Origin of the sequence: Rhizobium sp. NZLR1b, from assembly GCF_019685155.1 — a bacterium.
Classification (GTDB): Bacteria; Pseudomonadota; Alphaproteobacteria; order Rhizobiales; family Rhizobiaceae; genus Rhizobium.
Map to the genome: position 1 here is coordinate 150,279 of NZ_JABDWC010000010.1, position 22,828 is coordinate 173,106.

At 61.5% G+C, this 22,828-nt stretch carries 19 protein-coding genes; 14 read left to right on the forward strand and 5 right to left on the reverse strand.

The genetic code is table 11. The features are described 5' to 3' along the window. Nucleotides 1-88: 88 nt before the first annotated feature. Entirely contained in the window at nucleotides 89-1,924 is a 1,836-nt protein-coding gene (locus HJB84_RS16920) for a DUF882 domain-containing protein (RefSeq protein WP_221116421.1), read from the reverse strand. 178 nt (nucleotides 1,925-2,102) lie between these two features. Continuing rightward, a complete protein-coding gene (locus tag HJB84_RS16925) occupies nucleotides 2,103-3,647 on the reverse strand; it encodes a sigma-54 dependent transcriptional regulator (protein WP_207581748.1) in 1,545 nt (514 codons plus the stop codon). A gap of 207 nt (nucleotides 3,648-3,854) precedes the next feature. Here HJB84_RS16925 and HJB84_RS16930 point away from each other — a divergent pair, with 207 nt between their 5' ends. From HJB84_RS16930 to HJB84_RS16980, 11 genes are all read left to right on the forward strand, one after another. Next, entirely contained in the window at nucleotides 3,855-5,711 is a 1,857-nt protein-coding gene (locus HJB84_RS16930) for a M3 family oligoendopeptidase (protein WP_207581749.1), read from the forward strand. Nucleotides 5,712-5,801: 90 nt separating this feature from the next. Next, nucleotides 5,802-6,962, forward strand: a complete 1,161-nt coding sequence (locus tag HJB84_RS16935) for an aminodeoxychorismate synthase component I (RefSeq protein WP_207584374.1) — start codon at nucleotides 5,802-5,804, stop codon at nucleotides 6,960-6,962. After that, nucleotides 6,959-7,588 (forward strand): aminotransferase class IV family protein, encoded by a 630-nt coding sequence (locus HJB84_RS16940; protein WP_207581750.1) that lies wholly within the window; start codon nucleotides 6,959-6,961, stop codon nucleotides 7,586-7,588. The genes HJB84_RS16935 and HJB84_RS16940 overlap by 4 nt, the downstream gene beginning before the upstream one ends. A gap of 2 nt (nucleotides 7,589-7,590) precedes the next feature. After that, complete coding sequence (locus HJB84_RS16945) at nucleotides 7,591-7,875, forward strand: YciI family protein (RefSeq protein WP_207581751.1); 285 nt, start codon at nucleotides 7,591-7,593, stop codon at nucleotides 7,873-7,875. A 183-nt stretch (nucleotides 7,876-8,058) separates the two neighbouring features. Next, complete coding sequence (locus HJB84_RS16950; RefSeq protein WP_007631624.1) at nucleotides 8,059-9,510, forward strand: homospermidine synthase; 1,452 nt, start codon at nucleotides 8,059-8,061, stop codon at nucleotides 9,508-9,510. A 172-nt stretch (nucleotides 9,511-9,682) separates the two neighbouring features. Beyond that, nucleotides 9,683-10,051: an outer membrane lipoprotein Omp10 gene (omp10, locus tag HJB84_RS16955; protein WP_207581752.1), complete on the forward strand. Its 369-nt coding sequence runs from the start codon at nucleotides 9,683-9,685 to the stop codon at nucleotides 10,049-10,051. Between the two features lie 21 nt (nucleotides 10,052-10,072). Next, nucleotides 10,073-10,393, forward strand: a complete 321-nt coding sequence (locus HJB84_RS16960) for a hypothetical protein (protein ID WP_207581753.1) — start codon at nucleotides 10,073-10,075, stop codon at nucleotides 10,391-10,393. Nucleotides 10,394-10,562: 169 nt separating this feature from the next. Further along, on the forward strand, nucleotides 10,563-12,497 hold the full coding sequence (locus HJB84_RS16965) for a bifunctional UDP-sugar hydrolase/5'-nucleotidase (RefSeq protein WP_221116422.1): 1,935 nt from the start codon (nucleotides 10,563-10,565) through the stop codon (nucleotides 12,495-12,497). Between the two features lie 127 nt (nucleotides 12,498-12,624). Further along, entirely contained in the window at nucleotides 12,625-13,659 is a 1,035-nt protein-coding gene (gene hemH / locus HJB84_RS16970; protein ID WP_221116423.1) for a ferrochelatase, read from the forward strand. A gap of 192 nt (nucleotides 13,660-13,851) precedes the next feature. Continuing rightward, complete coding sequence (locus tag HJB84_RS16975) at nucleotides 13,852-14,889, forward strand: SPFH domain-containing protein (protein ID WP_207581756.1); 1,038 nt, start codon at nucleotides 13,852-13,854, stop codon at nucleotides 14,887-14,889. A 3-nt stretch (nucleotides 14,890-14,892) separates the two neighbouring features. After that, nucleotides 14,893-15,348: an NfeD family protein gene (locus tag HJB84_RS16980; protein WP_207581757.1), complete on the forward strand. Its 456-nt coding sequence runs from the start codon at nucleotides 14,893-14,895 to the stop codon at nucleotides 15,346-15,348. A gap of 58 nt (nucleotides 15,349-15,406) precedes the next feature. On the opposite strand, the gene HJB84_RS16985 is transcribed toward HJB84_RS16980, so the two are convergent. Beyond that, nucleotides 15,407-16,402 (reverse strand): SIS domain-containing protein, encoded by a 996-nt coding sequence (locus tag HJB84_RS16985; protein ID WP_207581758.1) that lies wholly within the window; start codon nucleotides 16,400-16,402, stop codon nucleotides 15,407-15,409. A gap of 143 nt (nucleotides 16,403-16,545) precedes the next feature. Between HJB84_RS16985 and HJB84_RS16990 the strand changes: the two genes are divergently transcribed. Beyond that, nucleotides 16,546-18,084, forward strand: coding sequence for an outer membrane beta-barrel protein (locus HJB84_RS16990; RefSeq protein ID WP_207581759.1), 1,539 nt, complete (start codon nucleotides 16,546-16,548; stop codon nucleotides 18,082-18,084). Nucleotides 18,085-18,261: 177 nt separating this feature from the next. Here the strand turns inward: HJB84_RS16990 and galU are convergent, their stop codons facing one another. Next, entirely contained in the window at nucleotides 18,262-19,149 is an 888-nt protein-coding gene (gene galU / locus HJB84_RS16995; protein ID WP_207581760.1) for a UTP--glucose-1-phosphate uridylyltransferase GalU, read from the reverse strand. A 203-nt stretch (nucleotides 19,150-19,352) separates the two neighbouring features. Between galU and HJB84_RS17000 the strand changes: the two genes are divergently transcribed. Both HJB84_RS17000 and HJB84_RS17005 read left to right on the forward strand, forming a co-directional pair. Beyond that, complete coding sequence (locus tag HJB84_RS17000; protein WP_221116424.1) at nucleotides 19,353-20,576, forward strand: lytic murein transglycosylase; 1,224 nt, start codon at nucleotides 19,353-19,355, stop codon at nucleotides 20,574-20,576. A 171-nt stretch (nucleotides 20,577-20,747) separates the two neighbouring features. Continuing rightward, nucleotides 20,748-21,983 (forward strand): SGNH family hydrolase, encoded by a 1,236-nt coding sequence (locus HJB84_RS17005; RefSeq protein WP_207581762.1) that lies wholly within the window; start codon nucleotides 20,748-20,750, stop codon nucleotides 21,981-21,983. Nucleotides 21,984-22,019: 36 nt separating this feature from the next. Here HJB84_RS17005 and HJB84_RS17010 read toward each other — a convergent pair whose 3' ends face one another. Beyond that, the gene (locus HJB84_RS17010) at nucleotides 22,020-22,652 is read right to left on the reverse strand and encodes a hypothetical protein (RefSeq protein WP_221116426.1); all 633 of its coding nucleotides are present in this window, start codon (nucleotides 22,650-22,652) and stop codon (nucleotides 22,020-22,022) included. Between the last annotated feature and the right edge of the window lie 176 nt (nucleotides 22,653-22,828).

A 22,828-nucleotide genomic window follows, 5' to 3' on the forward strand; every position in this document is an offset into this window, starting at 1 on the left:
TAAACGGTCACCTCGCCTCGGTCGAAGCGGACAAAGAAAAACCGCCGGAATCGCTCCGACGGTTTTCGATATTTCATGATCGGCCGGCTCAGTTCGTGTTGAACTTGCGCACTTGCATGAAGTTCACCGCCGTGCCGCTGAAGCGGGCGGGGTCGACCGAAGCGGTCTTGACATTGAAGCCCTCGGCATAGACGGCGGTTGGTTGGGCACGCATCGTCTGGCTGACGAAACGCGGCGCCTTGACCTGCTTGGAGGCCATTTCGAGGCGGGCATTGGTCAGCGCCCACTGCGAGATCATCTTTTCCGTCAGCTTCGGCTCGGTGCGCACTGCCGCGCGGCTGGCATCGGCTGCGGCGGCTTCCTTGTGTGTCGGGCGGCCGCCCTTGGCAGGAAGTCCCTGAGCCACAGCGCTTTCGGTGGCCGGTTCGTCGAAGCCGTCACCAAAGCTTGCCGATTTGGACATCGGCGCCAAGGCGGCGAGTTCGAGCGGCGGCTTTGCGGCAGGCGCCTTTTGCGTCATCGCGGCGTTGATCGCCTGCTCTACTGTGATTGGCGGCGCCTTCGACGCGATCTGACTTTCCGCACCCTCGTTTCGCTGCTGGTCGAGCGCATCGGCGACGGCGGGAGACAACGCGTCCTGATCGGCTTCGTCGGCCTCCGCTTCGGGATCGGCATCGGCCGCGGCAAGAAGGTTCTCGGCAACGGCAGGGCGTTCGACCGGCGTCGGAACCGGCAGCGCATTGGCGCCCGTCAGCGACGCAAGCTCGGCGTCGCCAGGCGCACGGCGCGGGCCGAGAAGCGAGGGGACCGGAATACTATAGGCGCTGAGATCGGCAAACTGCTGCGGTTGGGCCTGATCGGCAGGAAGGGCCGCTGCAAGAGCCTGTTGCGCCGCATTACCCGAAGACGGTGCGACGAGCGCGCTCGCCACGTCGCTGCCGGCCGGCTGGTTGCTGAATGCCGGGCGAACCTGCGGCACCGGCGCGTTCAGATCGGCGACCTCGGTCTGTTGCGGCTCGGCAGGGGCTGGCTCGGACTTCGGCGGCGTCGCCTTGGCGACGGCAACAGGGGTCGAATCGTCCGTATCGTCTTCCTGCTCATCCGCTCCGCCGCCGAACAGCGCTGCAAACAGCGTCTTGTGCTTCGGCGCCGATTCGGAGGCGCTGGCGATCTCCATCTGCGTGCCGCTGACGCGGCGCTTGTAGTCGACCATCGCCTGCTGGTAGCCCGGCAGCGGCTTGCCGTCAGCCGGAATATGAATGGTGTTGCCGTTCGGGAAAAGCCGGACAAGCTCGTCACGGCTCATGCGCGGCCAGGCGCGAACGCCGCCGACGTCCATATGCACGAAGGGCGATCCCGATTTCGGATAGAAGCCGACGCCGCCGACCTGCATCTTCATGCCGATCCCGCGCAATGTCGCGAGTTTGACGTCCGGAATGAAGAAGTCCATCGCCTTGCCGAGCATATGCTGGCTCTTTTCGGCGACGCCTGAGTTGCGCGAGCGGCCGCGCAGCATCTCGTTGGTTCCCGGCGAACGGAAACCGCAGACGACGTTGATGTAGTCCCTCGAACCGCTCTGGCGATAGACGTCCCAGATCAGGTCGAACAGGCGCGGATCCATCTTCGTCGGCTGATTCTTGCGCCAGTCGCGCAGGAAGCGGTTCAGCTGCTCCAGACCCTTCGGGTCGAACTTGCCGTTGCGCTTGTAGGTGATGACGGCTTTTTCGCCGGTATGGATGAAATAGAGCTTGAGGCTGCGGGTGTCGCCCGCGGCCTGCGAAGGTGTACCAACGAATACCGGTGAGGAAACCGCGAGCGCAAGAAGGGCGGCCGCTGCCGTCCTTATTGCCTTTCCGCAAATGTCGGCGCACAACAAACGCCAGCTCAAGCGCGAACGCTTGGAATTCCCATTCAGATTCGGCAACTCGATCCCCGTCAGACAGACAATGTCCCGTACTGTCTCAGATGACTGTCAAATGCGGTCACACGATGGCAAAAATGCCACACATGATCAACCTTTTCTTTACATAGTGAACGAGCCACTAACAAGTGGTTTATGACCAGTAACAAATCGTGGTTGCCTTAGTCTTAACAAAAAGCGCTTAAGCCGCATCTTTCTGGGGATTGTCGGGGTCTATACCGTAATCCTTGAGCTTGCGATAAAGTGTGGACCGGCCAATGCCAAGTTTGCGCGCCACTTGACTCATCTGCCCGCGATAGAATTTGAGCGCGAATCGAATGAGCTCTTCCTCGACATCGGCAAGCCTGCGTACGTCGCCGGCGGGATTGACGCTGGCGATCGCGTTTTCGGAGGCTTCGGACAGACGGTGATGCACCGCTCCCGAGATCGACGCCCTGAAATCCTCACCATAGGTGTCGTCGGGATCGAGGCCGGTATTGTCGGCAACGAGCGCCAGGTGATCCACGACTTCGTATTCCGGAAGCTGGGCGGCGATCTGCGGGAAGTCCCCCTCGGTCAGCTCCGGCCCTTCGGCGAGAACGACCGCGCGGAAGATAGCGTTTTCGAGCTGGCGGATATTGCCTGGCCAGTCATAGGCGGTCAGCAACGCCAGCGTGCCCGAGTTCACCGTCATGCGGCGACCATTTTTCTGCTCGCTGGAGAAGCGCTCGGCAAAGACACGCACCAGATTCGGAATATCCTCCTTGCGTTTGCGCAGCGCCGGAATGGTGATCGGGAAGACGTTGAGGCGATAGTAGAGATCCTCGCGGAAATGGCCGTTCTTGACCTCCTCGATCAGATCCTTGTTGGTCGCCGAGATCAGCCGGACATTGACCTTATGGGCGGTGCGCGCACCGACGGTCTCGATCTCTCCCTGCTGCACGGCGCGCAACAGCTTCACCTGCACATCGAGCGGCAGGTCGCCGATCTCGTCCAGGAAAATGGTGCCGCCGTCGGCTTCCATGAATTTGCCGATATGGCGCTCGGTCGCGCCGGTAAACGCACCCTTCTCATGGCCGAAGAGAATGCTCTCGACGAGATTATGCGGGATCGCCCCGCAATTGACCGTGACGAAGGGCTTGTTCGAGCGGTCGCCGCCGGATTGGATGGCACGCGCCACCAATTCCTTGCCGACGCCGGATTCGCCTTCGAGCACGACGGGAATATTGGACTGAGCCGCCCGCTGGGCGAGATCGATGACGCGGATCATCGCCGGGCTTGCCGATACGATGTCGTCGAAGCCGACCGAGCCTGAGCGCGACCGGCGGCCGGCCCGCGCCTTCACCTCGCGCTGGTCGAGCTTCATCGCGTTCGAGATCGAGGTGGCGATGCGCTCGGGCGAGACCGGCTTGACGACGAAGTCGAAGGCACCGGCCCGCATCGCTTGCACCACCGTTTCGATACCGCCCTGCCCCGTCTGAACGATGACCGGGATCTGCGTGCCGAATTCGTGAAGCGCGTCGAGGAACTCGAGGCCGGTCATCTCCGGCATCATCAGATCGAGCACGATGACGCTGAAAAGGCCGCTGTCGCGTTTGACCATTTCCAGGCCGATGCGACCGTTTTCCGCCTGGTGCACGACATGGCCGTGCCGCTCGATTGCATTCTTAAGCAGGCGGCGCTGCACGGGGTCGTCCTCGACCACGAGGATTTGCCCTGCTCCCTTGAGCTCATTGTAACCGGTCATTGTCGCCTCACTTCATGCGAAACCATTGAGCGCACTCTGACAGGAAGGCTTGAACATCCAGTTTTGAGAAATAATTGCATTTTAACGATTGGAACGGGTCATTTTCGTGCCGAACCGATGCCTTTCTTGCGCCGAAAGGCCCTTGATGCCGGGCCTTCTCGCGCTTATTCAAGCAGACCTGTTATGAAAGTGGAGAGGAATTGCCCCATGAAAATCAAGCTCCCGCACGCCAGCCTTCTTTTCTCGGCAGCAGCGCCAGCTGGGGCGACCGATCCGGCGCTCGGCGATCTGCCGGTCTGGAAGCTGCAGGATCTTTATCCCTCCGCCACCTCGACCGCCTTCGTCGCCGACATGGAAAAGGCCGGCAAGGCCGCGATCGCCTTTGAAGAAAAGTGGAAGGGCAAACTGGCCGCGGCGGCGACCAAGACCGGCACTGAGGGCATCGGCGCGGCGCTGAAGGAGTATGAGGCGCTGGACGACATCATCGGCCGCCTCGGCTCCTTTGCCGGCCTCACCTATTTCTCCGACACCACCAACCCGGCAAACGGCAAGCTCTATGGCGACGTGCAGACCAAGATCACCGAATTTTCCGGCCATCTCCTGTTCTTCGCGCTGGAACTGAACCGCATCGACGACGCGGTGATCGACGCCTCCATGGCTAGAGATACCGCCGCCGGACACTATCGCCCCTGGCTGATCGACCTTAGGAAGGACAAGCCCTACCAGCTCGACGACAGGCTGGAACAGCTCTTCCTCGAAAAATCGATGACATCGGCCGCTGCCTTCAACCGCCTCTTCGACGAAACCATGGCGGAACTTCGCTACGATATCGATGGCGAGAAAGTGCCGCTCGAAGTGGCGCTGAACAGGCTGCAGGAAAAGGACCCCGAAGCCCGCCGCAAGGCCGCCATGGCGCTCGGCGAAACATTCAAGGCGAATATCCGCACCTTCACGCTGATCACCAATACACTTGCCAAGGACAAGGAGATCGCCGACCGCTGGCGCGGCTTCGAGGACATTGCCGACAGCCGCCACTTGGCAAACCGCGTCGAGCGCGAGGTCGTCGATGCGTTGGCCGCCGCCGTCCGCGAAGCCTATCCCCGCCTTTCGCACCGCTATTACAAGATGAAGGCGAAATGGCTCGGCATGGAGCAGATGAATTTCTGGGACCGCAACGCGCCGCTTCCGGAAACCTCCACTGCCGTCATCTCCTGGCCCGAGGCGAAGGACACGGTACTTTCGGCCTACGGCAATTTCGCCCCCGAGATGGAGGCGATCGCCAGGCGGTTCTTCGACGAGCAGTGGATCGATGCCCCGGTCCGCCCCGGCAAGGCGCCCGGCGCCTTCGCCCATCCGACGGTTCCCTCGGCCCACCCCTATGTGCTGGTCAACTACATGGGCAAGCCGCGCGACGTGATGACGCTTGCCCATGAACTCGGGCACGGCGTGCACCAGGTTCTGGCCGGCGCGCAAGGGGCGCTGATGTGCCAGACGCCGCTGACGCTTGCCGAAACCGCCTCGGTCTTCGGCGAGATGCTGACTTTCCGCGCGCTCCTGGAAAAAACCAGCGACATGCGCGAGCGCAAGGCGATGCTCGCCCAGAAGGTCGAGGACATGATCAACACGGTCGTGCGCCAGATCGCCTTTTACGAATTCGAGCGCAAGCTCCACACCGCCCGCAAATCAGGTGAACTTACCGCCGACGACATCGGCGAACTTTGGCTCTCCGTCCAGTCGGAAAGCCTCGGGCCGGCGATCAACATTTCTGAAGGATACGAGACCTATTGGGCCTATATCCCTCATTTCATCCATTCGCCCTTCTATGTCTATGCCTATGCCTTCGGCGATTGCCTGGTGAATTCGCTCTATGCCGTCTACCAGAAAGCCGAAAAGGGCTTTCAGGAAAAGTATTTCGAACTGCTGAAGGCTGGCGGCACCAAGCACCACTCGGAACTTTTGAAGCCTTTCGGCCTCGACGCCACCGATCCGTCGTTCTGGAGCCAGGGCCTGTCGATGATCGAAGGGCTGATCGACGAATTGGAAGCTTTGGATAGAGCTGCCTGATCTGCCTCCCCACGGCCGACCTCTTCCCGCAGGCGGGGAGAGGCGCCGGCAGGCGGATAAGGGATCGTGCTCCAAGAAAAGACGCCGCTGATGGCCGAAACCCAACCCTCTATTCTCTACCGCGACGACACATCAGGACAGGTGATGCTTTTCGCCGAGCCGGCAGAGATCATTATTGCCAGGACGCGGGGCGAATTCTTTGCCGGCCTTGCCCGAATGGAAGAGGCCAAGGCCGAGGGCAAATGGCTCGCCGGGTACATGGCCTACGAGGCCGGATATCTCTTCGAAGAAAAACTCGCTCCCTTCGCCGGGGAAAACCGTGAAACGCCGCTACTCTGTTTCGGCGTCTTCGACGCCCCGCAGCCGGACACACACCCGCTTGCCCAACCAAAACAGCGCCTCGAAAACGAGGAATTCCTGACGGCCCCCAAGGCTGCCTGGGATTTCCCTCTCTATAAAGAGCGCTTCGACCGCCTGCACCAGCACCTGCGGCTTGGCGACGCCTATCAGGCGAACCTCACCATGCCGGTCGAGGCCCGCTGGAACGGCGATCCCCGTGCTGCCTTCTGGTCGCTGATCGAACGCCAGCCGGTCAAATACGGCGCGCTGGTTGATCTCGGCGGTCCGGTTATCCTTTCGCGCTCGCCGGAACTGTTCTTCCGCATTGATGAAGAGGGCTGGATCGAGACCCATCCGATGAAGGGCACTGCGAAACGCGGCGCTACCGCGGCCGAAGATGCCGAAATCATCGAGGCCATGCGCCGCGATATCAAGACGCAGGCGGAAAACCGCATGATCGTCGATCTGCTACGCAACGATATTTCCCGCATCACCGAGGTGGGCACGCTCGACGTCCCGAAGCTCTTCGACATCGAGACCTATCCGACCGTCCACCAGATGGTGAGCCATGTGCAGGCAAGGCTCCGTCCGGATCTTTCGATCCGCGACGTCTTCTCCGCGCTCTTTCCCTGCGGCTCGATCACCGGCGCGCCGAAGATGCGGTCGATGGAAATTCTGCATGCGCTCGAAGACACGCCCCGCGACGCCTATTGCGGCGCGATCGGCATGATTTCGCCGAGCGGCGCCATGCGCTTTTCCGTCGCCATCCGCACCATCACGCTTTTTGACGGCGGCAGAGCCGTCTTCAATGTCGGCGGCGGCATCGTCTTTGATTCCACAGCCGAGGCCGAATATGAGGAATGCCTGCTCAAGGCCCGCTTCGCCGTCGGCGACCAATGGATTGCACGATGATCGATTTTTCGCTGGTCGAGACGCTGCGCTGGCAGCCTGGTGAGGGTTTTATCCGCCTGCGGCTGCATCTCGCCCGGCTTTCCCGCTCCGCCCGTCGCCTTGGCTTCCCGCAACCGATCGACGCCATGGCAAGGCTTGACGAAGCCGTTGCCGGTGCTGCCGGTCGGCTGCGTGTCCGCCTGACTTTCGACGCCCAAGGCCACATCGAGGTGACAAGCGCCGCGTTCGTGCCGCTGGCGCCCGACACCACCTGGACCGTGCGCCTTGCCGAGACACGTCTGAACTCCACCGACAGGCTGCTGCGCGTCAAAACCACCCGCCGCGCCGTCTACGAAAGCGCACGCGCCGAATACAGGCTCGACGAGGCCGACGAAGTCATTCTTTTGAACGAACGCGGCGAAGTCTGCGAGGGCACCATCACCTCGATCTTCCTGGACGACGGAACCGGCATGCTGCGCACCCCGCCGATCTCCTGCGGCCTGCTCGCCGGCGTGCTGCGCACGGAGCTGATCTGCGCCCGCAAGGCGCATGTCGGCCGCCTCACGCTTGCCGATCTCGATGCCGGCGCGCTTTATATCGGCAACTCGCTGCGCGGCCTGATCCGCGCAAACCTCGTCAGGAACTGACCATGTTCATTCTCTCCCTCACCTACATCAAATCCAATGACGAAGCCGACCGGCATATGGAGCCGCACTTGGCCTGGGTGAAGGAGGGTTATGCGAAGGGCTGGTTCCTCGCCTCCGGCCGCAAGGTGCCGCGCACCGGCGGCGCGATCCTGGCAGTCGGCGACTGCGCCACAATCGAGGCCTATGTCGCCGCCGATCCCTTTACAATCCATGGTGTTGCCGAATACGACATCACCGAGCTTGCGGTGACGACGACGGCCGAAGGGCTGGAAATCCTGAAGCGCTGATTTTAGAGAGGCCGGTCGGATGATCCCGTCGTCCCTCGCCGACCCGATATTTGCCCTTTCCCCCTCAACGCTCTTTATTGTGACGCCGTTTTATGGTTAGAGCCGGTCACTTCGCATCTCTGCGGCAATTTCAAAAGAATTCTTCGGGCTGAACGCCTTCGTCCCCTTCCATAGGAGAAAAGAATGACGGAACAAAACTATCCGGTATATGCCGAAATCACCGGTCCGATCGTGATGATCGGCTTTGGCTCCATCGGCCGCGGCACCCTGCCCCTGATCGAGCGCCACTTCAAATTCGACAAGAGCCGGATGGTCGTCATCGACCCGCGCGAAGAGCCCTCCGACATGGAGATTCTGAAGAAGCACGGCGTTCGCCACATCAAGGAATATGTCACCAAGGAAAATTACAAGGAACTGCTGAAGCCGCTGCTGACCGAAGGCGAAGGCCAGGGTTTCTGCGTCAACCTCTCGGTCGACACCTCCTCGCTCGACATTATCAAGCTCTGCCGCAAGCATGACGTGCCCTATGTCGACACCGTCGTCGAACCCTGGCTCGGCTTCTATTTCGACAAGGGCATGAGCAATGCCGACCGCACCAACTATGCGCTGCGCGAAACCATGCGCAAGGAAAAGGCAAAGAACCCGGGTGGCGCCACCGCCGTCTCCACCTGCGGCGCCAATCCGGGCATGGTCTCCTGGTTCGTCAAGCAGGCGCTTGTCAATCTCGCCAACGACACCGGCCTCAAATTCGAGGAACCGGACCAGCACGATCGCGAAGGCTGGGCAAAGTTGATGAAGAAGCTCGGCGTCAAGGGCGTCCACATCGCCGAGCGCGACACCCAGCGCACCAAGCATCCGAAGCCGCTCAACGTCTTCTGGAACACCTGGTCCGTCGAAGGCTTCATCTCCGAAGGCCTGCAGCCGGCCGAACTTGGCTGGGGCACGCATGAAGAGTGGATGCCGAAGAACGCCAAGAAGCACAAGAAGGGCAACAAGGCGGCGATCTACCTGGAGCAGCCGGGCGCCAACACCCGCGTACGCACCTGGTGCCCGACGCCCGGCCCGCAATACGGCTTCCTCGTCACCCACAACGAGTCGATCTCGATCGCCGATTATTTCACCGTCCGTGACAAGGACGGCGAAGTGACCTTCCGCCCGACCTGCCACTATGCCTACCACCCGGCCAACGACGCCGTGCTCTCGCTGCATGAGATGTTCGGCAATGGCGGTACGGCGCAGCCGGTCCACCACGTTCTCGACGAGGACGAACTGGAGGACGGCATCGACGAACTCGGCGTCCTGCTCTACGGCCATGAGAAGAACGCCTACTGGTATGGCTCGCGCCTGTCGCTGGAAGAAACGCGCCGCATCGCGCCCTATCAGAACGCCACTGGCCTGCAGGTGACCTCCGCTGTTCTCGCCGGCATGGTCTGGGCGCTGGAAAACCCGAATGCCGGCATCGTCGAGGCCGACGAGATCGACTACAAGCGCTGCCTCGAAGTACAGATGCCCTATCTCGGCCCGGTCGAGGGACACTACACCGACTGGACCCCGCTCGATGGCCGCCCAGGCCTCTTCCCGGAAGATATCGACACCAAGGATCCGTGGCAGTTCAAGAACATTCTCGTTCGCTGAGATCGCTCGCGCGACCCTGAAGATGCCCGCCGCAAGGCGGGCATTTTTGTAACGCCGGCTGTCTAAATGCCGCCCGGCGCGCCGCCAAGGCTTGCCTTCACGGCGGGCGCGCGCCATGTTTTGCCCGAACTTGGCGGGTGTTCCGCCGCGCCGATTCGCCGGGAGAAGCTTTATGAAAATCAGAACTGGTCTCGTTCTTGTCGGTGCAGCGGCTGCTCTTGCCGCCTGCGTTTCATCAGAGCCGCGCCGCCTGCCAGTTGCAATGACGCCGTCAGCCACCGGCGTCGAAGGCAACTGGAGCGATCCGAACGGCATCGTTTCCACCTTCCAGGGCGGTAGTTTCACCACCCGCACGACCGACAGCAACCAGCTTCTTGCCTCGGGCACCTATATCAACACTTCGCCGACCTTGGTGGAGATCAACATGACCTCGCTGGTGCGTAAGACCCAGTCCAAGGTGAATTGCGCCCTTGTCAATCAGAGCCAGCTCAATTGCACCTCCGATTCCGGCGCACAATTCACGCTTTCCCGCCGAGGCTAAGGGGGATAGGCTAAGCACGCCATGCGCGCCCTCGCCGTTTATCTCGTCCTGCTGCTCGCGCTGCCGCTTGCAGCACTTGCCGTCGTTTTTCCGGCCAACGTCTATCGTGCCCAGGGCATCGCCGCTCCCGATTGCGACAGACCGGGCCAGGTGCTGATGTTGGCCGTGCCGGCAATATTGATCTACGGCGCCGGCGCACTCTTTGCCTATCGAGCCGGCCGGCGCTTTAATCGCCTCATTTTCCTTCTCTGTTTGAGCATCGCGCTCGCTACGGTTCCGAATATTGCGGAGGCCGTGCACGAACTCTATCGAAATGCCGCCGCCGGCGAATGCCGGGGATAGCAACCGGCTTTTTTGCCCTGCCCCCTTGGAAAGCGTCAGGCCTAGCCCAGCTTTCTCTTGCGGTCGCCCATCCTCTGATGGAACATCCGCAGGCCGGGACCGCCCCCGGCGGACTATGAAGGGATCGGCGAGGTTCAGGGGGATCTCTCGCCCAATCAGGAGAACAGGGATGACGAAGTCTTTCAGCTTCGGTCTTTTGACCGCGTCCATGCTGGCGCTGAGCGCGGGCGCTGCCTTTGCGGATTACGAACTCAATATTCTTCATATTAACGATTTCCATTCGCGCATCGAATCGATCAACAAGTTCGACTCCACCTGCTCGGCCGAGGAAGAAGGCAAGAACGAATGCTTCGGGGGTGCTGCCCGCCTGAAGGTCGCGATCGACCAGCGGCGTCAGGCGCTGTCGGGCAAGAACCTCGTCCTCCTGAATGCCGGGGACAATTTCCAGGGCTCGCTCTTCTACACGACCTATAAGGGCGCTGCCGAAGCCGAATTCCTGAACCTGATGAAGTTCGACGCCATGACCGTCGGCAACCATGAATTCGACGACAGCGAGGACGGGCTTGCGACCTTCCTCGACAAGGTGCAGTTCCCTGTCGTGACGGCGAACGTTAAGGCGACAGCCGCCTCCAAGCTCGGCGACCGCATCAAGCCGTCGCTGGTGCTCGATGTCGGCGGCCAGAAGATCGGTATTGTCGGCGCCGTCACCAATGATACGGCCGAACTTTCCTCCCCCGGCCCGAATGTCACGATCGCCGATGACGTCCAGGCGATAACCTCCGCCGTTCAGGATCTGAAGGGCCAGGGTGTCAACAAGATCATCGCGTTGACCCATGTTGGTTACCCCCGCGATCTCGCTTTGATCGCCAAGATCCCAGACGTCGATGTCGTTGTCGGCGGCCACTCCCATAGCCTGCTCTCCAATACCGATCCAAAGGCTGAAGGCCCCTACCCGACGATGGTCGACAATCCCGGTGGCTACAAGGTGCCGGTCGTTCAGGCTGCCTCTTACAGCAAATATCTCGGCGATCTCGTCGTCAATTTCGACGATAGCGGCGTCGTCAAGGATGCCAAGGGCGATCCGATCCTGATCGATTCAACCTTTACGCCCGATCCGGCCGTCGTTGCCCGCATCACCGAACTGGCCAAACCGATCGAAGAATTGCGCAAGAAGGTCATCGGTTCCTCCGAGGCCCCGATCGAGGGCGACCGCAAGGTCTGTCGCGTCAAGGAATGCTCGATGGGCAATCTGGTGGCCGACGCCATGCTCGACCGCACCAAAAACCAAGGCGTTACCATCGCCGTCCAGAATGGCGGCGGTCTGCGTGCTTCGATCGACGGCGGCGAGGTCACCCAGGGCGAAGTCATCACCGTCCTGCCTTTCCAGAACACGCTTGCCACGTTCGAGGCAACCGGCGCAGATGTCGTCAAGGCGCTTGAAAACGGCGTCAGCCAGATCGATCAGGGCGCCGGCCGCTTCCCGCAGGTCGCCGGCCTGAAATTCTCCTTCGACCAGTCCAAACCTGTCGGCAGCCGCGTCAGCGATGTCCAGGTGAAGGAGGGCGACAACTCCGCCCCGATCGACCCTGGTAAGACCTACAAGGTCGCCACCAACAATTTTATGCGGGCCGGCGGCGATGGCTATTCGATCTTTAAGGACGGCAAGAACGCCTATGATTTTGGCCCGGATCTCGCCGACGTGACCGCCGAATATCTGGCAGCCCACTCACCGTATAAACCCTATACCGACGGCCGCGTCACCGAAATCGCCGCGGTTGTGGCGCAGGCCCCCGCCGCCGAACCCGCTGCTCCGGCGACGCCGGCAGCACCTGCACCAACCACCGAACCTGCCCCCGCCCCTGCGGCAGCGCCAGCTCCGGCCACGCCGGCCGCACCCGCGCCTACTGCGGAACCGGTACCGGCGTCGGCACCCGCCGCAACGGCGCCGTCCACCTACGTGATCGCCGCGGGCGACACCTTCTGGGATCTCGCCGTGACCTTCTATGGCGACGGCACGCTATGGCGGAAGCTTTCGGAGGCCAACGGCAGTCCGAACCCACGCCACCTGACGGTCGGCAAAGAGATCGAAGTTCCGGCAAAATAAGACAATTTGTCCCGATTGCCATGACCGGTCCGGGGTTTCCCGGGCCGGTTTTTCTTTCTATAGGGTGAACCAAGATCTCCAGGCTGCGTATGAGCCGACGAGACAGAAAAGAGAGCGTTGGGGCCAAATGACAGCAGATCTTTCACACCGCCCGGCGGACCATCCGGCCGTCAAGTCAGGCAAGGTGGGTGTCCTTCTGGTCAATCTCGGCACGCCCGACGGCACCGATTATACCTCGATGCGCAGCTATCTCAGGGAATTCCTGACCGATCGCCGCGTCATCGAATGGTCGCCCTGGAAGTGGTATCCGATCCTGTTCGGCATCGTGCTCAACACCCGCCCGCAGAAAGTCGGCAAGGCCTATGAGCTGATCTGGAACAAGGAGAAGAACGAAAGCTATCTCCGCACCTACACGCGCAACCAGTCGGAGTTGATGACCGGGCGCCTGAGGGATCTTGATAACGTCAAGGTCGACTGGGCGATGCGCTACGGCACCCCGTCGATCGCTTCGCGCATCGAGGCGCTGAAGCAAGAGGGTTGCGACCGCATCGTGCTCTTCCCGCTCTATCCGCAATATGCGGCGGCAACGACCGCCACGGTCAACGACAAGGCCTTCCAGAAGCTGCTCTCGATGCGTTGGCAGCCGGCGCTGCGCACCGTGCCCGCCTATCACGACGACGAGACCTATATCGAGGCGCTCGCGAAGTCTGTCGAACGGCATCTTTCGACGCTCGACTGGAAGCCCGAAATGCTGCTCGCCTCCTTCCACGGCATTCCGATATCCTATTTCAAGCAGGGCGATCCCTATTACTGCCAATGCCAGAAGACCGGCCGGCTGCTGCGCGAGCGGCTCGGGCTCACCAAGGAAAACTTCATGGTCACCTTCCAGTCCCGATTCGGGCCGGAGGAATGGCTGCAGCCCTATACAGACAAGACAGTGGAGAAGCTTGCCAAGGACGGCGTCAAGCGCATCGCTGTCATCAATCCCGGCTTCGTCTCCGACTGTCTGGAGACGCTGGAGGAGATCGCCGAACAGGCTGCTCATTCCTTCCATGAGAACGGCGGCGAGACGTTCGCGCATATCCCCTGCCTCAACGACGGAGAGGACGGCATGACGGTGCTGGAAAAGGTCGTCCGCCGCGAATTGCAGGGCTGGGTCTGAGAAACCGTTTTCAGAAGGCAGCACTGCACGGTTAGCCGGCGACAGCCCGAATGGGCATTGCAAGACCAAACCTTCTTTCCACTTGGATGGGAGGTGGGCATGCGTGTGTCGTTTCCTCCTCGCAAAGAACATGCTAACTCACCACATCTATGGTGTGCACGCGCGCGCATGCGCGGATGAGAGGAATTTTTCATGCTGTTCGGCGGCTTCGATATCGTCGTGATCGTGCTGGTCATTTTCGTCATTCTGGTGCTCTTTGCCGGGATCAAAACCGTGCCGCAGGGCTACCGCTATACGATCGAGCGCTTCGGGCGTTATACCCGCACGCTGGAGCCCGGACTTAACCTGATCACTCCCTTCATCGAGCGTGTCGGCGCCCGGTTGAACGTGATGGAGCAGGTGCTGAGCGTGCCGACCCAGGAGGTGATTACCAAGGACAATGCCTCGGTCTCGGCCGATGCCGTCTCCTTCTATCAGGTGCTGAACGCCGCCCAGGCCGCCTATCAGGTCGCCAATCTCGAAAATGCCATCCTCAATCTGACCATGACCAACATCCGCTCGGTCATGGGCTCGATGGATCTCGACGAGCTGCTTTCCAACCGCGATGCAATCAACGACCGGCTGCTGCGCGTCGTCGACGAGGCCGTGCATCCCTGGGGCATCAAGGTCACTCGTGTCGAGATCAAGGACATCCAGCCGCCGCGCGACCTCGTCGATGCCATGGCTCGCCAGATGAAGGCCGAGCGCGAGAAGCGCGCCCAGGTGCTGGAAGCCGAGGGCTCGCGCAACGCGCAGATCCTCAGGGCCGAAGGCGCCAAGCAATCGGCCATTCTCCAGGCCGAAGGCCAGCGCGAGGCCGCCTTCCGCAATGCTGAAGCTCGCGAACGCCTGGCCGAGGCTGAAGCCAAAGCGACCAAGATGGTCTCCGAAGCGATCGCCGCCGGCGACATTCAGGCGATCAATTATTTCGTTGCGCAGAAATACACCGAGGCGCTCACCTCGATCGGCTCCGCATCCAATTCCAAGATCGTGATGATGCCGATGGAAGCCTCGTCCATCCTCAGCTCGCTCGGCGGCATCGGCGCCATTGCCCGCGAAGTCTTCGGCGATGCCGGCAACAACCCGGCAACGCTGCCACCCTTGTCGCGTCCGCGCCCCGCGCCGGCGCGCTCGACGCCGCCGATCAATCCGTCGACCCCCAATCCTTTCAATCCCGATCCGGAGCGATAAGCCATGCTGGCGAAGATCGTCGCCGAACTTGGTCCGTGGAGTTGGTGGGTCGCAGGCCTCGTGCTGCTCGCCGCGGAAATGATCGTACCCGGCTTCTTCCTGGTCTGGATCGGCCTGGCCGCCTTGATCGTCGGCGCGCTGTCGCTGCTCTTCTGGGACAGCGCCTTCTGGGTCTGGGAGCTGCAGGCGATCCTTTTTGCGCTGCTCGCGGTAGCCACGACGTTCGCCGGCCGTCGGCTGACGCTGCGCAATTCCACGACCGACGAGCCCTTCCTCAATCAGCGCGGCGCGAGCCTCGTCGGCCGCACCGCGACGCTGCACGAACCGATCAGCGAGGGCCGCGGCCGCATCCGCCTCGACGATACGCTATGGCAGGTGATGGGACCGGACCTGCCCGTCGGAACGCAGGTGAAGGTGGTTTCGAGCAACGGCCGCGACCTCACAGTCGAACCTGTCTGATCGAGCAAAAACAAAGACCTAAAGCGCAGGAAGTGAACCCGTTGGATCGCGGCGCGCCTCAGGCGACGCCAATCCGCAGTAGGTCATGGAAATGCACCAGTCCGACCGGCCTGCGGTCGTCGTCGGTGACGATCAGCGCGCCGATGTGATGCTGGTTGAGCAACGCCAGGGCGGCGGTCGCCAGCACCGTCGACTTCACGGTTTTCGGCGTCCGCGTCATGATGTCGTCGACGGCAAGTTCGGAGAGATTGCGGGTCAGGTTGCGCGCCATGTCGCCTTCGGTGACGATCCCGCAGAGCCGCCCATCCTCGTCAAGCACGCCGACGCAACCGAAATGCTTGCGCGACAGCACCGTGATCGCCTCCGGCATCGGTGTGCCCTTGGCAACGAGCGGCAGCCGCTCGCCGGTATGCATGATATCGGCGACGTGCATCAGGCTCGCCCCCAGCTTGCCGCCGGGATGGAACACGTGGAAGTCCGTCGCGGTAAAACCGCGCGCCTCCAACAGCGCCACCGCCAGCGCATCACCGATCGCAAGCTGCATCAGCGTCGAGGTCGTCGGCGCCAGCCCATTCGGGCAGGCCTCCTGCTCATTCGGCACGAGAAGGACGATATCGGCGGCGGTCGCAAGCGAGGAACGGTCGCTGCAAGTGATCGCGATCAGCGGAATGGAGAAGCGCCGCGTGAAGGAAATGATGCTCTTGAGCTCAGCACTCTCGCCGCCTTTGGAAATCGCCAACACGACGTCGTCGCGCGCGATCATGCCGAGGTCGCCGTGATTGGCCTCCGCCGCATGCACGAAAAAGGCAGGTGTCCCCGTTGAAGCGAACGTCGCCGCGAGCTTGGCGCCGATATGTCCGCTTTTGCCGACGCCGGTGACGATGACCCGCCCCGAGATGTCGCCGATCACTTCAATGGCGCGCGTGAAAGGACCGGCCAATCCATTGTCAAAGGCCTGTTCAAGCGCTTCAAGACCGCGTCTTTCGGTCTCTATCGTGCGTTTTGCCGATTCGAGCACGCTGTTTTCAACGAGGTTTATCGCTCTTCTGTTCATGAAATTGCGTTAGACCTTTTCACTTTCCAAGTCCACCCCGCACTCTTTCCGAAATGTGAACAGCGCCCGCCGCCGGCAACGAATGATTAACCACGAGGCTTTACCTTTGGGTAAGAACCGAAAGCATGTCAGGCGCGAATTGCATGGGCCAGCCAAAACAGACGAGCAGTGTGACGCCGCTCCGCGCCATGAGCCGTGCCGTCTCGTTTGTCGCGTTCTGCAGTCTGCTGCTCGGTCAGACAGCCTTTGCACAGTCCGCCTCGCCGCAGCCGGCAGGCACGGCAAACAGGCGCTCCACGGCCTCTCAGGACTATCGCACCACGAACAATGCTGCCGGTTTTGATGACGAGACCGACGATACCGCCACGCCCGCGACAAACGGCACATCCGCGAACGCGGACGATGCCCAGCAGAGGCCGGCGATACCGGATGCGCAAGCCAGCGACGACATTACCGGCTCCATCCTCGACGACGACATCCGCCGGCTGAACACACGCGAAACGCCGATCGACGAGACGCTGCCGCGCCGTAGGACTGCCGAAAGTGCCTCGGCGGCCGAAACGCCGGGCATTCCGATCGGCACGTTCGTGCTCCGCCCGAGCGTCACCCAGAGCATCAACACCGAGACCACCAAGGACGGCAACACCAGGCAACGGCGCGCCTTCCTCGAAACGGACGCAGCCGCGACCCTGACCTCGGACTGGGGCCGGCATCAGCTGACCGTAACTTCGGAAGGCGCCTGGCAGAGGAATATCAGCGGCGAGGGCGAGGAGCAGCCGTCCTTCAAAGTCAACGGCGACCTCCGGCTGGATCTTTCCGACGATACGGTCGCGCATCTCACCGCCGGGTACAATTTCTACCGCGAGGATACGGACGATCCCGAGGCCATCGCCAACGCAGCACAGCAGTCTGATGTGCAGGAGTTTAGCGCGGGCGCCTCAGTCCAACGCGATTTCGGCATCCTGCGCGGCACGACGGCACTGGCACTGACCCGCTCGATCTATTCGGATGCCACGCTTGCGAACGGCACGACCGTTGAGCTGAGCGACCGCAACCAGACGGCTGGCACGCTGCGCGGCCGCGTCGGTTACGAGCTGTCCCCCGCGCTCATCCCCTTCATCGAGGCGACGATCGGCCGGAGTGTCTATGACGAGACGCGCGATTCCGCCGGCTATGAGCGTTCTGGCCACGCCTATGGCGCCAAGGCAGGCGTCGAGGTCGACCTCGGCGAAAAGCTGAAGGGTGAAGTCGGTGTCGGCTACGAGATGGCGAATTTCGAAGACAGCCGCCTGTCCTCGATCGATACCGCCACGCTCGATGCGAGCCTGCTCTGGTCGCCGATCCGCGGCACCGACGTCAATCTCGACCTGCAGACGAGCATCCAGCCCTCGACCACGGCGGGCGAAAGCGGCTACGTCTCGCACGCGCTGACGACGACGGTCACCCACCAGCTGCGCGACAATCTGGTCGGGACGATGATCGGCGGGGTAACGTGGCGCGATTATCCCACAGATAGCACCATCAATGACGAACTCGTCTATACCGCCGCGACCGGTCTGACCTGGAACATCAACCGCTATCTCGATTTGACCAGCACGCTCGGTTACGAGCTGACAACGCGCAAGGAAGGCACCGATTCGCAGCAATTGCGAGCCGGCGTTGGTCTCAAGTTGAAGCGCTAATGCATGTCGCCGGGAAGTGTGCGGCGGTTCCCGGATAACGACATACACAAAAACAAAGAGCTAAAGCGCGTCGCATGAATCAAGCTAAGTGCGACGCGCTTTAATTTAGGGATGCAAAAACGCCACGCATCTGGGAGGATACGCGGCGCTCTATCATTTATATGCTGTGCGGGAAGGTTACTTCAGACCGGCGAGCAATTCCTTGAAGCCGCCTTCGACGGTCGGGCGGATATCGTCGCGTTCGAGAGCGAAGGCGACGTTTGCCAGGATGAAGCCATCCTTGGCGCCGCAGTCGTAGGTCGCGCCGCGGAAGTGGTAACCGGCGAAATCCTGCTCCTTCAGCAGCTTCAGCATGCCGTCGGTAAGCTGGATCTCATTGCCGGCGCCACGCTCCTGGGTTTCGAGGATCTTGAAGATCTCCGGCTGCAGGATGTAGCGACCGTTGATGAAGAAGTTGGAAGGCGCTGTCCCCTTGGCAGGCTTTTCCACCATGCCGGTGATTCGGAAGCCATCGCCGATCGCCTCGCCGACGCCGACGATGCCGTATTTATGGGCCTGGTCGGGCGCGCATTCCTCAACGGCGATGATATTGCCGCCGCTCTGGCCGTAGAGGTCGATCATGCCCTTCATGCAGCCCTTGTCGCCCTTCATGATCATATCGGGCAGCAACAGTGCGAAGGGCTCGTCACCGACGATTTCGCGGGCGCACCAAACCGCGTGGCCGAGGCCGAGCGGCTCCTGCTGGCGGGTAAAGCTCACCGTGCCGGCCTTCGGCAATTGCTGGGCGAGAAGGGTTATCTCGGCCTTCTTGGCGCGCTCGCGCAGCGTCTGCTCCAACTCGAAATGGATGTCGAAATAATCTTCGATGACGTGCTTGTTGCGTCCGGTGACGAAAACCAGATGTTCGATCCCGGCCTCGATCGCCTCATCGACGACATATTGAATGATTGGCTTGTCGACGACGGTCAACATTTCCTTCGGAACAGCCTTGGTTGCCGGTAGGAATCGCGTTCCTAACCCCGCAACCGGAAATACTGCTTTACGAACTTTATTGTGTTGAGCCACACGCGGCCTCCTGGTTCGATCATATCGCTTGGAAATGGAGCTTTTTAGCTTTAACTAGTATAGAATTGCTACGGTTTTGCAAATGGTGACCGCAGCGGATCGCCATGGTAAAGAATTTGTTGACTCCGTTCCTGTAGTCTCGGGTTTGGGCGGACATGATGCCCCGCTGCACCGGAAACTGAAGATGACGGATACGATTGTCGATGACCCAGAATCACAAATACTCCCTTCGTGGTCTTGCTCTCGCCCTCGTTGTCGCCGCCCAGGTCGGGCTGGTTCCTGACAACGCGAAAGCCGATTCCCGGTTCCAGAAATGGATCGCGGATTTTTACCAAACTGCCGCTCAGAGTGGCATCAGTAAGGCAACTTATCAAAAGGCCTTTTCCGGAGTGACCGAGCCCGATCCGACCGTGCTCGAAAAGGCGGCCTACCAGCCGGAATTCACTTCGAAAATCTGGGACTACGTCGATTCCCGTGTCAATCCCTATACGATCAAGATCGGCCGCGAGATGGCCGTTAAGCACGCAAGAACGCTCGATGCGATCGAGCGGCGATTCGGCGTCGACAAGACCATTCTCTTGGCCATCTGGTCGATGGAATCGAATTACGGCGCAATCCTCGACAAGGACGACCGGCTGCACTACGTGCCGCGGGCGCTCGCAACGCTTGGCTATGCCGATCCGAGCCGCGCCAAATTCGCCAAGAAGCAGCTGGTCGCCGCGCTGAAGATCCTGCAGAACGGCGATGTGCCGGCACGCGAGATGACCGGCTCCTGGGCCGGCGCCATGGGCCACACCCAGTTCATTCCGACAAGCTACCTGCTTTATGCTGTCGATGCCGATGGCAACGGCCATCGCGACATCTGGAACTCGGTGCCCGATGCACTGGCGACCTCGGCCAATCTTCTGATGAAGAACGGCTGGGACACCGGCAAGACCTGGGGCTACGAGGTTGTCGTTCCCGCCGCAGCCGCCAATCAGGCCGGCAAAACCCACACACTGGCCCAATGGGCGGCACTCGGCCTGGCACGCCCGAACGGCAAGGCTTTCCGAGAGAGCACCACCAAGGCCATGCTGAAGATGCCGGCTGGCGCCGGCGGCCCAGGCTTCCTGATGACCGCCAACTTCTTCACCATCAAGAACTACAATGCGTCGGACAGCTATGCGCTTGCCGTCGGCCTGCTCGCCGACCAGATCGCCGGCTACGGCGGCCTGCAGCAGCGCTGGCCGCGCCCGGACGGCGCCCTTGACGTCACCGAGAAATTCGAGCTGCAGACCCGCCTGAAGACGCTCGGCTATTACAATGGCGAGGTCGACGGCAATTTCGGCTCGGGTTCGAAGGCGGCGATCTCAGCCGCGCAGTCGCGCATCGGAATGCAGCCGGATGGCGAGCCCTCGCTGCCGCTTCTGAACGCACTACGCCGCTAGACCTGATGATCCCGACCGGATCGAACGGAACCTGAATCCGCCTTTGAATCAAGGAAATAGGGTATGATGCCGCCCGAAGACCACACATACTTTTCCGCATATGCCCTACAACTGGCAGAACCGTGACCTACATAGCAGCGGGAGTGGACGCTGGCCTACCCTGCGTGCAAGATGCCGGCAGATGCGGAACTGCCCATGACGAATAAAACTGATCGAACCCCAATCCGTTGGCTCATGCTCGCCGTGGCGGCCGCTTCGCTATGCCTCGGCGCCCTTGCGCCGGTGCATATTGCGGAAGCGCAGGAGCAGCGCTACCAGCGGCGTTCGATCCTCGATTTCTTCCTCGGCCGGCGCTATCTCGACGACGGCCCGCAAGCCCCCGACGTCCCGCAGCCGAGGCGCCAGCAGCACAAGCGACCGCCGTCGCAGAAAGCCGTCGTCAACACCCGCACCGCGCCGCCGCTCCGCGCGCCCGTGCAGGAGGAGCCGGTGGTGCAGAAGCTCGGCGACGCCAAGAAGATCCTGATCGTCGGCGATTTCCTGGCCAGCGGCCTTGGCGACGGCCTCACTGCCGCCTTCGAGACCTCGCCGGGGGTTGTCGTTGAAGCCCGCGGCAATGTCTCATCGGGTCTCGTCCGCGACGATTATTACGACTGGCCGGAACAACTGCCGAAGATGATCGACGAGCTGAAGCCGGCAATGGTCGTCGTGATGATCGGCGCCAACGATCGCCAGCAGATGATGACCGATACGGCCAAGGAAAAATTCCGCACCGATAGCTGGTTTACCGAATACCGCCGCCGTGTTCTCTCCTTCGGCAGGCAAGTTACCGACCGCAAGATCCCGCTGCTCTGGGTCGGCCTTCCCGCCTTCGAATCCGATCAGATGACGGCCGATGCCGTCCAGATGAACCAGCTCTACCGTAATCAGGTCGAAAGCATCGGTGGTGAATTCGTCGATATCTGGGATGGTTTCGTCGATGAAAACAGCAACTTCATCGTCACCGGTTCGGATGTGAACGGCCAGCAGGTCAGACTGCGCACATCCGATGGCATCAACCTTACCCAGGCCGGTCGGCGCAAGCTCGCCTTCTATGTGGAAAAACCGGCACGGCGTCTTCTCGGCACGCAGGCAAGTCCCGATCTGGTTCGCCTCGACTCCAGCAATCTGCCCGGTCTCGGCCTTCCCGCCAATCCGGCCGAACACACCGTGCCGATCAGCCTCTCCGATCCCAATCTCGACGGCGGCGCCGAGCTTCTCGGCGCAAGGCCGCCGCCTGTGGCTTTGACGCGGTCGCCCCGCGACCTGCTGGTCGAGCAGGGCGAAATGACGCCCGCGCCTCCTGGGCGCATCGATGATTACCGCCTGCCGGTGGCAAAGACGGCGGCCGAAGTCTCGGTCAAATGAAAAGGCCGCGTGCGCCAGCCTTGCTCGTCGTTCCGTTTATGTCGCCGTCGCCTGCGGCCAGCTCAGATAATAGTAGTTCGAGCCGATCAGGCCGAAGAAGGCGTTGCTGTCGTTCGTCTGGTCGACATAGCTGCCGTTTTCCTTGACGAAAGCGCCGTCGGCGCCGCGCTCCAGATGCGCATCGAGGAAGTCGCTCCAGCCGCTGACATCGATCTCCTTGCCGTCCTTGCTCTGAGTTTCCGCCTCATCGGCATCGTCCACGTCCCAGGAAGCAATCGATACGCCCTGCGTCGGGTCGGAGATGGTCAGCGTGCCCGCTTCGAGGGCGGCTAGCATGTCGTGGGCCTTGCCGCTCTCGCCTTCGGCCGCAGCCGCATCCTGCAGCTGCTTCTTCAGCATCGACATGAAGGAGGCGCTGGTCACGTCGGCGCTTCCGCCCGTCGTGTCGGTCGCATCGGACGTGTCGTTCTGGGATGAAAGCGTGTCGAGCAGCCCTGACAGGGCCTGGTTGGAAAGCAGCGAGGCGGAGCTCGGATCGAGCCCATAGCTGCTCAAGATACCGGCAGCCGACGAACTCTGCGTATCCTGCGAACTGTCATCGGAGCTGCGAAGGTTTTTCAGCGCATATCGGGCAGAAACCAGCCGCGTGCTGTCAAGTGCAGAAACCATTTGAAAAATCCTTGTCGAACATTCGCGGCGGTCGATGTCCCTAACGCCCGCGGCCGATGGTGAAATGCCTTCACCGAAACGGCATGGCACCTCCGCTCCGGTCGCCGCCGACTCTTCCCGAGCCCGCGTCCTGCGAAAATCTCGCTTCCCGGTATTGCCTGAGGCTTGCGCCGAAT

What these genes read in the sequence shown, in the direction of transcription:
- HJB84_RS16925 (WP_207581748.1), bottom strand. Translation starts at nt 3,647, where the DNA reads ATGACCGGTTACAATGAGCTCAAGGGAGCAGGGCAAATCCTCGTGGTC.
- HJB84_RS16930 (WP_207581749.1), top strand. Translation starts at nt 3,855, where the DNA reads ATGAAAATCAAGCTCCCGCACGCCAGCCTTCTTTTCTCGGCAGCAGCG.
- HJB84_RS16935 (WP_207584374.1), top strand. Translation starts at nt 5,802, where the DNA reads ATGGCCGAAACCCAACCCTCTATTCTCTACCGCGACGACACATCAGGA.
- HJB84_RS16940 (WP_207581750.1), top strand. Translation starts at nt 6,959, where the DNA reads ATGATCGATTTTTCGCTGGTCGAGACGCTGCGCTGGCAGCCTGGTGAG.
- HJB84_RS16945 (WP_207581751.1), top strand. Translation starts at nt 7,591, where the DNA reads ATGTTCATTCTCTCCCTCACCTACATCAAATCCAATGACGAAGCCGAC.
- HJB84_RS16950 (WP_007631624.1), top strand. Translation starts at nt 8,059, where the DNA reads ATGACGGAACAAAACTATCCGGTATATGCCGAAATCACCGGTCCGATC.
- omp10 (WP_207581752.1), top strand. Translation starts at nt 9,683, where the DNA reads ATGAAAATCAGAACTGGTCTCGTTCTTGTCGGTGCAGCGGCTGCTCTT.
- HJB84_RS16960 (WP_207581753.1), top strand. Translation starts at nt 10,073, where the DNA reads ATGCGCGCCCTCGCCGTTTATCTCGTCCTGCTGCTCGCGCTGCCGCTT.
- HJB84_RS16965 (WP_221116422.1), top strand. Translation starts at nt 10,563, where the DNA reads ATGACGAAGTCTTTCAGCTTCGGTCTTTTGACCGCGTCCATGCTGGCG.
- hemH (WP_221116423.1), top strand. Translation starts at nt 12,625, where the DNA reads ATGACAGCAGATCTTTCACACCGCCCGGCGGACCATCCGGCCGTCAAG.
- HJB84_RS16975 (WP_207581756.1), top strand. Translation starts at nt 13,852, where the DNA reads ATGCTGTTCGGCGGCTTCGATATCGTCGTGATCGTGCTGGTCATTTTC.
- HJB84_RS16980 (WP_207581757.1), top strand. Translation starts at nt 14,893, where the DNA reads ATGCTGGCGAAGATCGTCGCCGAACTTGGTCCGTGGAGTTGGTGGGTC.
- HJB84_RS16985 (WP_207581758.1), bottom strand. Translation starts at nt 16,402, where the DNA reads ATGAACAGAAGAGCGATAAACCTCGTTGAAAACAGCGTGCTCGAATCG.
- HJB84_RS16990 (WP_207581759.1), top strand. Translation starts at nt 16,546, where the DNA reads ATGGGCCAGCCAAAACAGACGAGCAGTGTGACGCCGCTCCGCGCCATG.
- HJB84_RS17000 (WP_221116424.1), top strand. Translation starts at nt 19,353, where the DNA reads ATGACCCAGAATCACAAATACTCCCTTCGTGGTCTTGCTCTCGCCCTC.
- HJB84_RS17005 (WP_207581762.1), top strand. Translation starts at nt 20,748, where the DNA reads ATGCCGGCAGATGCGGAACTGCCCATGACGAATAAAACTGATCGAACC.
- HJB84_RS17010 (WP_221116426.1), bottom strand. Translation starts at nt 22,652, where the DNA reads ATGGTTTCTGCACTTGACAGCACGCGGCTGGTTTCTGCCCGATATGCG.